Here is a 15,893-nt window from a genome sequence, read left to right on the forward strand (position 1 = left end):
AGGTTTTACCTAAAGAGGCTGGGCGAAAAATTTGTCTCAGGTCAGGACAATGGCCACAGACGGAATGCGCCGGACCGTAAGATTCTGCGTCTTGGCGATCGATTGAAGCGCGATCAGCGGCTGTGCCGTTGAAAAAACGCCGCTGACCTTGAAGCTCGGGTCGATGCCCGGTCTGACAATGATGGGTTCGGCGATATAGCGTCCGACGACCGAGACTGCAGCAGAAAATGACTTTCCGTCGAAGACGATGCGGCCAGCCCGCCAGGCCAGAACGCTTTCCAGGTCGGCGATCACCGGACCGGATGGCGCAGCACCCCGAAGATAGGAGGTTTGCTGTGCGGTTTCGATCTCGATGCCCGGAAAATCTCCGCGCGGTGCATCAGGAGCCATGGGGCTGAAAACACTCGCCATGCCCTCCACCGCGGCAACGGTCGTCAGGTCGTCGCCGCTGTCGACAAAGACCTTGCCGCTGCGCATTTCCGTGTTGCCACCACGGGCCGCGACACGGAAAGGCGCATCACCGGTGACTGGCGCAACGTGGAACTCGGCCTCCCCCTGAAGCAGATGCACAAGGCGAAGCCCAGGCAGGAACTCCACCTTGAGCGCCGCCCCTGTGTTCAAGGTCGCAACGGTTCCATCGGACAGGGTGACGTCCCGCTGCTCTCCAACCTGCGCAATGAAATCGGCCTGCAAGCTCGTGAGAATCCGCGGTCCTGCGACAACCCCGACAGCCACTGCAGCTGCCATTGCCGAGCCACCGAGAAAGAGACGCCGGCTCAAAGGGGCGCCTGGCACAGCCCGCCGCTCTGAAGCCAGATGCTCGATCTGGGTCCAGAAAGCCCTCTCCTCCTCGAATGCGGCCCGATTTTGAGGGGAGCCATCCTGCCAGCGCTTGAAGCTTTCAAGATCGGCTGCGCTCGGGGCTCCGGATGTCAGCCGGACCAGCCAATCGCGCGCTTCCCGGGAAGCCCTCAAATAACCGGCGTGTTCCTCATGACTGTCGCTCATCGTCGAAAATAGATGCGTGCTCTTGATGCAGATGGTTGCAGGGACTCATACCACAAAAACGAAAACATTGATTTGCCTGCAGAATGTCACCATTCCAACTCGGCTCTGGCGGTTGCCAGCCGCTCGAGAACCCGCCTGATATGGTAGTACACGGCCTCTTCCGAGATTCCCTCAAGCGCAGCAATCTTCCTGTGGCTCAGGCCATCAATCCTGTTCATCAGGAAGATGCGGCGGGAGCGTTCCGGCATGGCATTGAGCGCCTCGGTTACAACCTCAAGCATCTCGCGCGCCATGACTGCACGCTCGGGAGAGATATCATAAGTGCCTTCACTCAGGATATCCTGAACTTCCGCATCAATTTCCCGCCGCCGCTTTTCCCGCCGCAAATGATCCAGTGTGGTGTTCGACAAGGTCCGGTGAACATATCCGGCCAGATTCTCGATGTTTTGATCCGAAACCGCGGTCTGAACCTTCACCCAGGACTCCTGAATCAGATCATCCGCCAGACTTCGATCGACCCTGCGTTGCCTGGTCACGGCGAGAAGTTGCGGCTTCATCTGAAGGAATGATTCCAGCAGTCGAACTATTTTTGCACTCATGAGGGGGTAGCTGACGCAATGCTTTCGAACGGCAACGCCGCTGGAGGATCAACCTGACCAGTTGCGTCTATCGGAGGTCCGACCCGGGAAGGGTAATGGAATATATGAGTACTATACTCATATATTCTCCTTGTCACGGTGCTAACTGGCCAGAAAAAGAGGCCAGCTTCAGATTTCTCGTGTGACCGAAAGATCCAAATCAGTCCAAACGGCAATGGGATATCCGTTATCCCATGCCGGGGGCATCAGAAACACGATCCCCAACCTTCGCTTCTATGAAAGCCGGCAAGTTCATTTTTTTCAAACGGGCATTCACTGTGCGAAGCAGGTCTTCCTTCGTTTTGAATCCGGTGAATTCAATCCGGCCCTTGAATGTGTCGTGACTCCCCAACTTTATATGTTCCCCCTCACGCGCCATCGCGAGATACTGAAGCTCCTCTTCGAAAAAGTTCCGGAACATTGAGGGGGTCATCTTCATTTCGTGAACCCAAAACAGTTGGTAGGCGTCGGCGATCTCCTGGATCGAATAATCGACCTGACTTTGCGGCAACAGCTGGTTCATCCGGGAAGTCTTTTGCTGATGGATATACCAGCCGATGTCGATCCCGGCAGCACGAAGCTTTCGTGCAATCTCGAGGCTTGGGGGAACAAGGATGGCACGGAACAATGACGCATCGACGCTGCCACCATATTGCTCCACCTTGCGAAACCGTGCTTCGATGAGATGGTCGGAGTTGAGGATGATCCCCAATCCCGGATATTGCGACGTGATCAGCTCGCGATGGTGAAAATAAGTATCGGGATTGTTCATGAGCCGCGCGATTTCTTCGCCATATCTGGCGATCATCGTATCGGGGTTTGGCGGCGGCCTACGGCCGGTCACAATGCCCCATGCTTCTTCACCGTATTTCAGATCAAAGGCGTCACGGGCCTCGGTCCCCTTCCCTGCAACCTTGGTCAAATAGGTAAAGGGAGAAAACGGAACCCCGTGATTGTTGAAAAATCCTTTTAGGCCGAAGCGGCCAGCATAAGCGGCGGCTCGCCGTATGATCGCGGGGTCATTGTTGATGTCATACAAGATCTGGTCTCTCAGACCGTCAACAAGAGTGTCGGCCACCTTGCCGTCAATCTTGCGGATATCTGCGATGACATTTGCAAGGTCCCCAGCCGCCTGGGCGTCTTCCCAGGCCTTCACGATCTGACCTTGGATAGCATTCGGAATGCCATTGATGTTCTTCAAGCGCGCAGCAAAGCGATCCCGGTGCTCACGCAACATGGCAAGGGTTGCTGGCTGCTGTTCAAAACCGATTGTCCTTGCATTGGCGCGCATGACGGCTTCGAATTCTGTCTCGAATTTTTTAGCGAGAGCTATGAGACCGCTTTCATCGCCAGCTGCAATCAGACGGTCCAGTTCCCGCATGAATGCACCACCCTCTTTCCTGGCAAGGGTCTCACCCGCAAAGATGAAGGCAGGTGTTCCCGAATAAGCAGCCCGAACAAGGCTCCGCGAGAAATTGGGATTGTGGGATACGATTTTGGCCGGTCCAAAGAAATAGGCTCCGATACGGGACATCATGCCTGTATCCACCTGTTTTGACAGGTCCCCAAGCACACCGAGCATGGCAAACCCGCCCATGAGCACGATATCCGACTTGGTTTTCCGGGCGCCCCAAAGATCCTTCCCCGTGACGGCAACACAAATGATATCCGCGACATCATAGAGTTGTCCGACGACAGGGATAAAACCGATTCCGAGCTGAAAAAGTGTATCGATTCCATACCAATCGGCTTCCGGCTCCAATTCCACCCAATTTCCGTCGTCGAACGTAAATTGATAAGGGTCGGCGAAACTGTCTGAGACGATGACATTCTCCGTCTTGCTCACCGCATCATCGCTTGCCCATACCGGGGTAATTGAACGGTTTTCCCATTTGGGGCTGTGGTAAACCTTGCGGGTTTGAACAATGGCCCGAAGAGGCGAGAGGCCGACCGCCGCCCCGCCATTGACCGTGAACTTGATGGTCGTATTTGCATCATGAATGATGCGAAACAGGGTGGAGTTGATTTCCCGCTGAGTGAGGACAGGTGCCCGGGGATAGCCTTCCCAGCCTGGCGGCAGTTTCATCGTTGGCTCGCCTGCCGAATGGGGAACAATTGCGATCTTGAAGAACGACGGCTTGGTCTCGCTCAGATTGATCTTGATCTGAAACTGAACCGGTTTTTCGATGATAATGCTGGTCGCCTCACGCCGGATCCGGATATCCGGTATGGAAAGCGGATCATCACTGTCAAAAACGGCATTGGCATTGACCTCATCCAGAAGATCACCCGCTGACAAACGGCCATTGAAATATTCCAGTGTCGGGCGGTCGCCAAGCAACTGACCCAGGTTCGGATCGCTGCCTGGAGCTGGCACTTCGTAAAGGGAATCGAGCCGGATGATGTAGATATCGGGATTCAGGAACACGGAACCCATGGAATAAAAGGGCAGCGGCATTCGCGTCACCTCGACATGAGGTGCTACGAATACATAAAGGGTGGTCGCCACGTTGGCGTAGTTTCCAGCACGACCGCGAAGCCAAGTTTGAGCAGGTTGCGTGGTCACATACCAGCTAAATGGCGGCTTATCGTCGTAAGCCCACTCCTTGGCCCTGATCTTTAAAATGCTCTTGTAATGCCAATTGCGGTCAGGCTCGCTCCAGCCGGGCGGCTCGGCCCCTTTGGCATCAGCGTTATCACGGATCGGATCAAGCGGGCGCCAGAAGAGCTCCGCAATTCCGGCATGTGAGTTGGCTTCCTCACGAATACAGCCGTAACCGTCGTTGACCAGAGGCATTGCTCAGACCTGTGTAACCGTCCCATCGGATGGCGGCACAATGCTGTCATCCGGATCGAGCACGACAAGAGTGGTCGGTATGGCATAGGTCCATGGCTTGCCGACAGGCAACGGGTCGTCAAGATCCCGCCCCTTTCGTTCAACGATCTCGTCAATGAGAGCGACATAGAGCGGGTTCCCGACACCTGGTGTCGGCCCACCTTTCCAGACCTCCCCGGTCGCGAGGAACCAGATGACGGCGCCCTCGAAACCGGGACGGACCGCAAGATTGACCCGCGCGGCACCGGATTGGAGGAAGGCATTGAAATTATAGTCAGGATCGCGCTGGGTCATCAGCTTGAACCATTCGGATCGCCTCGCCCAGAAGTAGGGATAATACAGGTAGGTCATCTCGGACCATTCAAAGGCTTCTTCGAAAAACCGGGCATACGCCCCCTCTTGCCTGGCCTCTTCAAACCGAATGCTTGGAAAATTGACCTGACCGTCCCGGACCAAGTCTATCGAGCCAGACTCCTCATAATTGTCTGAGGCCAGCATGGAAATCGCTGCCCGCTTGACTTCCATGCGCTCGATATTGCGCTTGATGTCAGTCTGGAGCGTTTCCTGAAGGACACTTGTCAGCGCATCCTTGCTCTTTTTGGCCGCAACATAAGCATCTATCGCCTTGTCATTTGCAGCCTTCAAGGCATCATACACACTGTTCTGCCAAGTCTCCCAAGCCTCTGGAGAGATCCGGCAATCAACGCGGACAGAGACCACGCCTCCCTCGAAGAAATCGATGTAAACGCCAAACTCAAGTGTCCCGACGTGATTGTTGAGCGAAACAGTCTGACGGGAAGTCTCGATATCTTTCTCAAGACCGCTGATGACGATGCGCGCATCGTCCTTGCCGTCGTTGTTCTCCTTCTTTGTGTCGCCGAAGAACTGAATGACGGCTTCCTCGCCGCGATATCCAGACGGGATCTGGATCTGATCAGTCGCCATGGAACATGATGTCGCCTCACCGGTTCCGAATTTCGGAACTTCCAGTTTCAGGGCCTTGGAAACAGAAACGATGGTGTCTGGCGGAGCAGGCACATTGGTTGCGCCCCAGGTATTGGCGAGGTTCTGATAATTGTCGACGTCAATACCCGCAGGGTTCACGTTGAGCTTCGCCGGTTCCTTCAGTTTGCTGTCAGGCAAGGACTCCTCCTCGCGCGACAAACGCCAATTGATCGAAGGCTCGGGGACCACCAGATCAAGCATCAGGCGCTTGCCATAATTGAAAACCTGTGCTGCCCAGATCTGGTCGATATGCCTGTAGACGCCGATCACATGCTTTGCACCCGGCTCAAGGTTCTTGAAGGTCTGAACATGCGTGTCCTCGCTTTCCGAGAGAACCACCGTGACAGTCTCATTCCTCTCGCGGCTCGTGACCGTGCTGACGGCCCGCTCGACCAGGTCCTGAGCATATTCCTGAGCCGAGGATGCGCTCTGTTCGCTCGCGGTCGTGAAGTCAAAAGAGGCACTGGTATCGACCGAAACCGTCGGGCCATAGGCTGCTGAAACGGTAGCGCCGGTCGACAGGCTCGACGACTGGGAAATGCTGCTCTGAACTTCCCTGGAAATAGCGGAATGGGTCGAGGTTGCGGTCTCCTTCAAGGCCTCCTCGATCCGCTCGCTCTCATAAGTCGTCGTGGTTTCGGTCCGGTTCAGTTGGCGGCGCGTGGTTGTCCGCTCTTCGGTCGCCATCACGTTTTCAATGTGAGCTATTTCCGTGCGCTGGTAGCCGATCCATTGTTCCTTGACGACCATGAGATCGGAAACGCCGATGACGAATGGGAACCTGACGCGGAAATTGCCACCGACAAGGTGGACGATCCATTCAGGAAGGATCGGTTGTCTCAAAAGACATTTCCGGAAGTCGTCCGCGGTCCGCAGCGTCTGCCTTGCATTCAGGAGAGCCACAGCTTTGAGGCAATCGACGAGAGCGGCACGCTTCTTGTCTTCGACATGGGGAAGAAGCAAGCTCAGGACGTAATCATCCCAGATGTCGCCAACGTTGCTCGCCTGCGTTTCCAGGTCCTTCAGCTTTGTACTGTCTTTCAGGGTTTCGGCGAGGTCTGACTTGATGACCGCAACATCCCCTGTCGTTGTCATTGTATAGGCCTGCTTCATTAAGCTGATCAGAGGCCAATAGGCCGTGTTCTGGAAGCGGGCGGCCTTGAAGAAAGGATCCTTGGCAATTTCTTCTGCAGCCAGACTGCGCGCCTGTTCCCGGGTTGCCAGTGTTTGCAACCGACGCAGGAAGGGGGTCAGTTCACCCTGATACTCTATGCCCATGTTGCTATCCGGCTGGGGCGCAACGGGCCGGACCGTGTTGAAACGGAACAGGCGCTTGGCTTCTTTCGACATGTCGGTTCTATCCCGTTTCAAATTTCGTTGGGTCTTTTCCCCTGAGCGGTCGCGCAGGCGGCCATCCCTGGTTGGTTCGGCGGCATTTCCAGCGTCTTCAGTGGACTTTGATCCGTTCTCACTCCGGCTGTTGCCGGTTTGAACGTGAAGATTGTCTTTCCCGCCGTCCGTGATCACAGAACCGCCGGGAGAACGTGGCTCGGGTGGATCTTCCTTGCCAGGGGAAAGAACATGGATTTCGAAACTCTGCAGACGTGCAGTCTTCGTCAGCCGAAGAGTTTCAATAACCTGAAGCGTTTGACCGTTAAGCGTAACCGAGGCAGATGGCAGACCATCCTCGCCCGGCATTTCGAACCCAGAAGTTGACAGCGCGGCAGACGCGCGGCCAGCAGCGTCGGTCTTCAGTGGAGAACTGATCAGTGCTCGCCCAGTATCCGGATCAAACAAAATGACTGACGCATCTGGAACAGGCACAAGGCTCTGATCTGTGACTGTCAAACGAACAACCAGTTCAGCCTCGCCCCCTGGCGCGTCCTCATTCTCCGATTTTGGGCTATCGGCAAAGATGGTAAGGGCAAGGAAACGGTCGCTGGACTTCTCGATTTTCGTTACGATCTCCGGCACCTGATCACCGTTGAACCAAAGTTCCACGGAAGGTTTGATCCCCCTCCGCAAAGCTGCACTTTCCTTGACGGTGAAGATGTACTCGGCGCGTCCATCGCGATCGGAAGCTGGCAATGTCACCTCATGGGATTTGCTGCCAGATCGAAACGCGAGAACGGTGACGCCCCCCTCCAGCGGAAGACCTCGAGTGTTCGAAATCCGGATCCGGACACCCTCTGCAACACGTTTCTGGATCGGATCTATTGCCAATGGCGCCCCTCGGTGAACCTACAGGCTACCGTAAGGGAATATTCTGCACAAGTTGCACAATCAGATCAATATTACCTATAGTTACAAATTAAGTTATGACAACAAGCCTCTGAGGAAACGAGGCATTTAACCGTAATCACCTGAGTGCATTCCGGCACGAGCGATCCTAAGGGAAGACATTGGTAGTTCTGGCAAGCGCTGCCAGCAGTAAATGCTCTACCAGAATACAAACAAGCCCGGCCATAGTGACCGGGCTTTCCGATTGTCAGGATTCTTGCTGGCGCTTAGCGCTTGGGCAGCGGGATCCATTCTGCGACGGAGACATCGGCGTGCTGGAACTGAGGCATCTTCACGCCCAGGTCTTCCATGTTCTTCACGTCATTGTCGTTCAGGAACTTCTGGGTGATCAGCGTCGGCGGAACGACGACCTGCTTTTCGGTCATCTCGCCGGCCAGCATCAGGGCCAGGGTGCGGACGCTGACTTCCCCGACAACCGCCGGATTGGTGGCAACGGTAGCGACCCAGGCAGAGTCCGGTTCCCGCATGGCAGAAATATCCGCAGTCGAGACATCGGCAGAATAGATCTTGATATCCTGGCTGAGACCAGCCTCGTCCACCGCAATCTTCACGCCCTTTGCGAACTCGTCGAAGGGAGCGAACATGACGGAAATGGCCGGGTTGGCCTGAAGCACCGAACGGGCCTGGTTGGCAACGGAATTGGCAATCGGATTGTCAAGCGTGCCGAACATGGCCGCTTCCTGGATGCCCGGATTGGCTGCCTTGATTTCCTTCCAGGCAACGTCGCGGCGGTCCAGCGGGGCGATGCCCGGAACATAGACATAGCCTGCGGTGAAGCTGCTGCCATTGTCCTCGATCGCCTGATCAAGGGCGAGTTTGCCAAGCAGATAGTCCGACTGCTCGATCTGCGGCACGGATGCATTCTCGACGTCGACGTCAAAGGCGACGACCTTGATGCCCGCATCCACCGCGCGCTGAGCAGCGGCTTTCATGGATTCCGTCAGGCCGTGCTGTATGATGATGCCGTTGACACCGAGCGCAATGGCCTGATCGACCATGTCCGCCTGAAGGGCTGCATCCTGGCGGCTGTCGAGCACGCGCAGATCCACGCCCAGGGCTTGGGCCTGCTTCTCGACGCCCGACAGGTAGGACTGGAAGAAGTCACCGGTCGACAGATAGCGCACGAGCGCGATCTTGACGTCTGCCGGCTTATCGAACGGCGCCGGCATGTCTGCCGCCTGGACCGATCCCAATGCAGCGAGCGTCATGCCTGCTGCGGCCGTGAGCTTCATGAATTCACGTCTGATCATTCTGTTTCCTCCCAATAATTCCGTGACACGTGTGAGCGTCAGGCATTTCTCCTGCCGCCGCGGCGCGAGGACAGGTAGAATGTGAAGACAAGGGCTGCGACCAGCACGGCACCCTTGACGAAATCCTGCATGTAGTAAGGGGCATTCATCATCGTCAGGCCCTGAAGCAGGATGCCGACGAACAGGGCGCCTGCGGCCGTGCCGAAGGCATTCGGCCGGGCAGCCCCCAGAACCGCAAAGCCGATCAGCGCAGCCGCGACACTGTCCAGAAGCAGATTGTTGCCCGAGGCGATGTCGCCCCGGCCCAGGCGCGCTGCCAGAAGGATGCCGCCAATGGAGGCCAGCACGCCGGAGATCATGTAGGCCGCAATCTTGTAGCGCTGGACATTGGTGCCAACCAGGCTTGCCGCCCGCTCGTTCGAGCCGATGGCATACATCAGGCGGCCGTGGCGGGTGAAGCCGAGGAACAGCCAGATAATCAGGGCAATCGCCAGAAAGATCACCACAGGCACCGGCAGAAGACGGTCGAGGAAGAGATCAAAACGGTGACGGCCAAGCCAGAGGAAGGCTTCGGAAAAGACACCATCCGCGACGCTGCCATCGGACAGGCTCATGCCGGTTGCGACCGAATTGCCCTGGGTCGGAATGCGCTGCAGGCCGATCAGCAGGAACATCATGCCGAGTGTCGCCAGCAGATCCGGCACCTTCATCTTCACGATCAGGAGGCCGTTGATCAGGCCGACTACCGCGCCCATCACGAGGCACAGGGCGACGGCCACGAATGCGGACTGCTCAAGCACCACCATGGAATAGGCCGACAGCATCAGCGAAGAGGTCGCGACCGACCCGATCGACAGATCAAAACCACCGACGACGAGGGTGCACGTGACGCCAAGGGCCAGAATGCCGGTGATGGCGACGGACTGGAAGATGAAGACCGCCGACCTTGGGCTGGCAAATCCATTTGCGTAGAAACTGAAGAACAGCGCAAGGCCGGCCAGAAGCACGATGAAGCCATAGCGAATGGCATATTCGAGAGAATTCTTGTTCATTTGAGTGGTCTTCATCCTGCCTCGGCCGGTGTTGCGGCCCTGTGTCCAGATGACGCTCCGGCCTCTTCGTGGAGCGGTTCGCGAACCCGTCCGGAAACATCCGCAACCAGTCCGTTCAGATCGATATCCTTGTTCCGGTATTCACCGGCGATCGCGGCTTCGTTGAGCACGATGATGCGGTCTGCGATCTCCAGCGCCTCATCGATCTCCGCAACGAACACCAGCGTTGTGCGCCCAGCCGAGGTTTCCCGGATATAGCGGCCGATGTCGCGCCGGGCGCCGATATCGACGCCCTGAAACGGCTCATCCAGAAGCAGCACCCTCGAGGCCTTCAGCAGCCAGCGGCCGATCATGACCTTCTGCTGATTGCCGCCTGACAGGGTGTCGATCCCGTCCCTGTCGCTTTCGCATTTCACGCCGATCTTGCTGATCATGTCGTTTGCCGCGCGCCGCTGCGCACGTTCACTCAGGAACGAGAACGTGCTGAACGCCTTGAGGAACGGCAAGGTCATGTTGTTGGCAATGTCGAAGTCACCGATCACCGCATTTGAGCCGCGATCCTTCGGCGACATGAAGACGCCCATATCGACAGCCTGCGAGGCATTGGCCGGGTGATAGGGCTTGGCGTCGAGGAACAGCTCTCCGCCGGCAGCCTCGGCGAGACCGAACACAATCTCCGCCAGTTCGGTCGTGCCGCTGCCCAGAAGCCCGGTGAAGGCGATAACCTCCCCTTCCCGCGCCGAAAAGCTGATCGGATCGCTATGCTCGAAGAGCTTCAGCTCTCTTGCTTCCAGAATGGTTTCACCGCCGGAAACCGGCTCGATATCCACCTCGGTCATCTGATGGCCGAGCATGGCGTTGACCGCACCGACATAGTCGAGCGTTTCGCCTTCGAAGATGCCGGAGATGGCACCATCGCGCATGGAGACGATCCGGTCCGCAACCCTTCGCAGGTCCGACATGCGGTGGGAGATATAGAGGATCGCCACCCCATCGGCGCGCAGCCGGTCGATGAGCGAGAACAGGCGCTCCGCCTCCGATGCCGATAGCGATGAGGTCGGTTCGTCCAGAATGAGCAGCTGCGGAGACCGGGCCATGGCCCGGGCAATCGCAATCATCTGCCGGTCGGCAACATCGAGATCCGCCACGCGCGCCCGGACATCCATATGAAGCCCCATGCTCGCGGCGACTTCCTCTGCCCGCTGGCGCAGCTTCCGGTCATTCACGAACAGGCTTGCGCCCGGTTCCGTCAGACGGTCCAACGTCAGATTGGTCGCAACATCGAGGTCTGGAATGACGCCATCATCAATGGACTGGTGAACGGTCACCACGCCCTTGGAAATGGCATCGGCAGCATCGATCGGGGCGAAAGGCTGGCCAGCGAACTCGATCTTGCCTGCATCGGCAAAATGATAGCCGCACAGCACCTTCACCAGCGTGGACTTACCTGCGCCATTGGCTCCCATGAGAGCCGTGACCTCGCCGGCACGCAGCTCCAGATCAATCCCCCGCAGCACGTGATTGCGCCCGAAAGACTTCTCTAACCCATTAATTTTACAGGTGATTTTAGCCACCTTACCTCCCACCATTCTGACGAGCTCCCCCTCGTATGGATAAGTTACAACACGTCACTTAGTCATTTGTCAACTAGCTTGACTTTTGAATATTTCTGCATTTTAGTCCGGGTAATTCGGGAGGAAAGATCATACAAATGACCCAGCCAAACTCGCAGGACGCGCGCTATTCGCCGCTCACGGCAGAGACACTGGCCGCTCAGCTTTCTCAGGTCGCAGCCGTTGCCGACAGGGTCGGAAGCGATCCGGACAAATGGAGTGTGAAGGAAGTCGGCGACGGCAACCTGAACCTGGTCTTCATCGTGGAAGGACCGAAGGGCAGCGTGATCGTCAAGCAGGCCCTGCCCTATGTCCGGCTCGTGGGAGACAGCTGGCCGCTGCCGCTCTACCGGGCGTTTTTCGAGTATCACGCCCTGATCCGGGAAGCGGACAGGGACCCGGGTGCGGTTCCAGAGGTCTTCCACTTTGATGAGGCTCAGGCACTCATCGTCATGGAGTTCCTCAGCCCGCACAAGATCCTGCGCCGCAAGCTGATCGACGGCGAGAAGGTCGAGGGTCTCGGCGCGTTCCTGGGCCGCTTCTGCGCGCGCACCGCCTTCCGCGGCTCGGAGCTTTCCATGAAAAGCGCCGACAAGAAGCAGGATGTCGCGCTCTTTGCCGGCAATGTCGCCATTCCGGCCATTACCGAGGCGCTTGTTTTCACCGATCCCTATTTCAATGCGCAGATGAACCACCACACGGCCGAACTGGATCCGGTCGTCGCGGAGTTGCGCAAGAACGTCAAGCTGAAGTCCCGCGCCCAGCGGATGCTGATGAAATTCGCATCCAACACCGAAACCATGGTGCATGGCGATCTGCACAGCGGCTCGATCATGTCCACGGCGACCGAAAGCCGCGTCATCGATCCGGAATTCGTGCAGTACGGACCGCTGGGCTTCGACATCGGCATGCTGACGGCCAACTTCCTGATGGCCTATCTCAGCCAGCCCGCGCACCGGAGCGCCGAGGCTCTTGAGGACTATCAGGAATGGATCCTGTCCGTGATCGAAGAGACCCTCGCAACCTTCGATGAGGAGTTCCTCCGGCTCTGGAAGAGCGAGCGCACCGGCATGCTTTATCCGGCCAGCCTGTTCGAGGATCAGGACCAGTCGTCCGAGGAAACCTGCGCCGAGCTTCTTGCCGGGATCTGGCAGGACGCGGTCGCGTTCTGTGGCATCGAAATGCACCGGCGCACCCTGTCCCTCGCGCATAACGCAGACTTCGAGACCATCGAGAACACTGCTATCAGGGCACCGCTGGAAGCCCGCAACCTTGCCCTGGGCACGGAACTCATTCTGAACACCGGGGCGATCCGCACGCCCCGGGCTCTTCTGGAAATCGCACGTCAATTCAATGCAAAGGACATCCTATGAAGGTCAACGGCACCCACTACCGCTCCCTTTGGTGGGATGAGGACAAGGCCGCGCTTCAGATCATCGATCAGCGCTGGCTGCCCCATGACTTCCGCATCCAGCAGGTCGATACCCTTCAGGACTATGCAGATGCCATCGTCGAGATGCGGGTGCGCGGTGCACCGCTGATCGGCGCCACGGCCGCCTATGGAATGGCTCTGGCCGCCAGCATCGATCCGTCCAACGCCCATCTGGACAAGGCCTGGGAGTTTCTCGACAAGACACGCCCGACGGCCATCAATCTGCGGTGGGCGCTGAACCGATGCCGTGCGCATCTGGTGACCCTTCCGGAAGACCAGCGAGCCGCCGCCGCCTTGGCTCTTGCGCATGAGATCGCTGACGAGGACGTCGAGATCAACCGCAACATCGGCCTCAACGGTCTTGAGATCATCCGCAAGATTGCCACGGGCAAGAAGGATGGCGAACCGGTCCGCATCCTGACCCACTGCAATGCAGGCTGGCTTGCCACCGTCGACTGGGGCACGGCCACCAGCCCGATCTATCATGCCCATGACGCCGGCATTCCGATCCATGTCTGGGTGGATGAAACCCGCCCGCGCAATCAGGGCGCCCTCACCGCCTGGGAACTGGGCAGCCACGGCGTGCCGCACACCTACATCACCGACAATGCCGGCGGCCACTTAATGCAGCATGGCTTGGTCGACATGGTCATCGTCGGCACGGACCGCACCACCCGGCGGGGCGATGTCTGCAACAAGATCGGCACCTATTTGAAGGCGCTGGCCGCGCAGGCAAACAAGGTTCCCTTCTACGTGGCCCTTCCGTCCCCGACCATCGACTGGACCGTCAGCGATGGCGTCAAGGAGATCCCGATCGAAGAGCGCAGCCAACGGGAAGTCACCCATGTTCAGGGCCTGACGGAAGCCGGAGAAATCTCCCAGGTTCAGGTCTCCCCGCATGGAACGCCCGGCGGCAATCCGGCCTTCGACGTGACCCCGAACCATCTGGTCACCGGCCTGATCACGGAACGCGGTGTCTGCGCGGCAACGCCGGAGGGGCTGGAAGGCCTCTTCCCGGACCTTTCCCGGATTGCCAAGAGCGCATGACGACAGGTCCGAAAAAGCCAGGCCCCTCCGAGGGCAAGACCGTCCTGCGAGCCCGCTCGCAGGACGAAGGCATCATTGAGGTTGCCTGGTGCTATTACCAGGAAGGCATGAACCAGAACGAGATTGCCGAACGTCTCGGCTTCTCGCGGGCCACTGTCGTCAACTACCTCTCCGAAGCCCGCCGCCGGGACTATGTGCGCATCACCCTCGACCACACGATCTTCCGGAACCAGGAACTGGCCCGCAAGCTGGTCGACACCTTCGGCCTGAAGGATGCAATCGTGGTGCCCGCCTCATCGGACGGCCCAGAACGGTCGCTGGACCGGGTGACGCGGGTCGTCTCGGACTGGCTGCCGAGCCTGCTTGAGCCGGGCGACCGGCTGGGCGTTGCCTGGGGCGAGACGATCTACCGGGTCGCGGAAGCGGCCCCCCGCCTCTCCCTGAACGAGCTCACGGTCGTGCAGCTTGTCGGCTCGCGGCCTGCCGCCATGGGCTTTGCCGCAGAAACAAGTTCGGCCACTCTGGCCCGCCGCTATGGCGCCCACTGCATCAACCTTCATGTGCCCCTGGTGCTGTCCGACCGGGATCTTGTCGACCGCCTGAAGCAGGAGCCGGTGATCCGGGAACAGCTGGAGGCCGTCGCCAATTGCAACAAGACGATCTTTGCCTGTGGCACCTGCGGCGAGAACAGCCATGTCGTTCACACCGGCCTTCTCGATCATGCCGACATCGCCGCCTGCGCGCAGCAAGGCGCTGTCGGGGTGATCTGCGGCCGCCTGATCGACGGCGAAGGCAAGGGGCTCGACCGGGAAATCGAGAGCCGCATGATCGGCGTCACCCTCGACCAGATGCGCAACAAGGACATGGGCCTGCTGGTCGGCTCAGGCCCCGAGCGGGCCAGACCGATGCTTGCCGCCATTCGCGGCGGCTATGCCACCCATGTCGCCACAAGCTCAGACACTGCCCTAGACATCCTGAAACTCGCGTTGGACCCATGCTGAAAACACCCTACACCGACACACCCGAACTGCGTCAGGCCATCATCGACACCTGTATCGACATGAACCGGCGCGGCATCAACCAGGGTACCTCCGGCAATATCTCCGTTCGCGTTGGCGACCGCATGGTGATCACCCCGTCCGGGATCCCCTATGACCGCATGACACCGGACATGCTGGCCTCCCTCCCGCTGGCGGGACAAGGCGAATGGGACGGACCTTGCAAGCCCTCTACCGAGTGGCAGTTTCATCTGGCCCTGCTGAAGGCCAAGCCAGACATGCATGCGGTTGTCCATGCCCATCCCGTCAACTGCACGGCCCTTGCTATCAACCGCGAGGAAATTCCGGCCTGCCACTACATGATCGCCATTTTCGGCGGCAACCGCGTGCCGCTAGCAGACTATTCCCTCTTCGGCAGCAACAGCCTTGCCGATGACGTCACGTCCACCATGGAAGGCTACAGCGGCTGCCTGATGGCCAATCACGGCGCAGTCGTCGTGGGGGAAACCCTGGAAAAGGGCCTTTGGCGCCTGGAAGAACTGGAAGTGCTGGCCAAGGCCTACATTCTCAGCAGAACCATCGGCACGCCGCATATCCTGAGCGATGCGGAAATCAACGAGGTTCTGGGCGCGGTCAAGAACTACGGCATGAAGTCCGAATAGACCCGGTTCCGCCCGCCTGCAGCTATGCAGGCCGGCCGGCACGTTGAATGC

11 protein-coding genes are annotated in these 15,893 nt (G+C 58.4%); 4 read left to right on the plus strand and 7 right to left on the minus strand.

What is annotated here, in order from left to right:
• Window positions 1–36 precede the first annotated feature (36 nt).
• From BUA94_RS15550 to BUA94_RS15580, 7 genes are all read right to left on the minus strand, one after another.
• Window positions 37–1,008, minus strand: coding sequence for a FecR family protein (locus tag BUA94_RS15550; protein WP_073014227.1), 972 nt, complete (start codon window positions 1,006–1,008; stop codon window positions 37–39).
• Window positions 1,009–1,094: 86 nt separating this feature from the next.
• The gene (locus BUA94_RS15555) at window positions 1,095–1,565 is read right to left on the minus strand and encodes an RNA polymerase sigma factor (RefSeq protein WP_073014228.1); all 471 of its coding nucleotides are present in this window, start codon (window positions 1,563–1,565) and stop codon (window positions 1,095–1,097) included.
• Window positions 1,566–1,833: 268 nt separating this feature from the next.
• Window positions 1,834–4,443 (minus strand): hypothetical protein, encoded by a 2,610-nt coding sequence (locus BUA94_RS15560; RefSeq protein WP_139251161.1) that lies wholly within the window; start codon window positions 4,441–4,443, stop codon window positions 1,834–1,836.
• A 3-nt stretch (window positions 4,444–4,446) separates the two neighbouring features.
• Window positions 4,447–6,837, minus strand: a complete 2,391-nt coding sequence (locus tag BUA94_RS15565; RefSeq protein WP_139251162.1) for a hypothetical protein — start codon at window positions 6,835–6,837, stop codon at window positions 4,447–4,449.
• A gap of 1,157 nt (window positions 6,838–7,994) precedes the next feature.
• Window positions 7,995–9,020 carry a substrate-binding domain-containing protein gene (locus BUA94_RS15570; protein ID WP_235860627.1) on the minus strand — a complete coding sequence of 342 codons (1,026 nt, stop codon included), beginning with the start codon at window positions 9,018–9,020 and terminating at the stop codon, window positions 7,995–7,997.
• Between the two features lie 56 nt (window positions 9,021–9,076).
• Window positions 9,077–10,090: an ABC transporter permease gene (locus BUA94_RS15575; protein ID WP_073014232.1), complete on the minus strand. Its 1,014-nt coding sequence runs from the start codon at window positions 10,088–10,090 to the stop codon at window positions 9,077–9,079.
• An 11-nt stretch (window positions 10,091–10,101) separates the two neighbouring features.
• A complete protein-coding gene (locus BUA94_RS15580) occupies window positions 10,102–11,679 on the minus strand; it encodes a sugar ABC transporter ATP-binding protein (protein ID WP_084082057.1) in 1,578 nt (525 codons plus the stop codon).
• 122 nt (window positions 11,680–11,801) lie between these two features.
• Here BUA94_RS15580 and mtnK point away from each other — a divergent pair, with 122 nt between their 5' ends.
• The 4 genes from mtnK to BUA94_RS15600 are packed head-to-tail and all read left to right on the plus strand — an operon-like array spanning window position 11,802 to window position 15,842.
• Window positions 11,802–13,076 carry an S-methyl-5-thioribose kinase gene (gene mtnK / locus BUA94_RS15585; protein WP_073014233.1) on the plus strand — a complete coding sequence of 425 codons (1,275 nt, stop codon included), beginning with the start codon at window positions 11,802–11,804 and terminating at the stop codon, window positions 13,074–13,076.
• Window positions 13,073–14,182, plus strand: coding sequence for an S-methyl-5-thioribose-1-phosphate isomerase (gene mtnA / locus BUA94_RS15590; RefSeq protein ID WP_073014234.1), 1,110 nt, complete (start codon window positions 13,073–13,075; stop codon window positions 14,180–14,182). The genes mtnK and mtnA overlap by 4 nt, the downstream gene beginning before the upstream one ends.
• Window positions 14,179–15,183, plus strand: a complete 1,005-nt coding sequence (locus tag BUA94_RS15595; protein ID WP_073014235.1) for a sugar-binding transcriptional regulator — start codon at window positions 14,179–14,181, stop codon at window positions 15,181–15,183. Before mtnA ends, BUA94_RS15595 begins: the two co-directional genes overlap by 4 nt.
• A complete protein-coding gene (locus tag BUA94_RS15600) occupies window positions 15,177–15,842 on the plus strand; it encodes a class II aldolase/adducin family protein (RefSeq protein ID WP_073014236.1) in 666 nt (221 codons plus the stop codon). The genes BUA94_RS15595 and BUA94_RS15600 overlap by 7 nt, the downstream gene beginning before the upstream one ends.
• The last annotated feature ends 51 nt before the right edge of the window (window positions 15,843–15,893 follow it).

Source organism: Roseibium suaedae (genome assembly GCF_900142725.1).
In the GTDB taxonomy this organism is placed as follows: domain Bacteria; phylum Pseudomonadota; class Alphaproteobacteria; order Rhizobiales; family Stappiaceae; genus Roseibium; species Roseibium suaedae.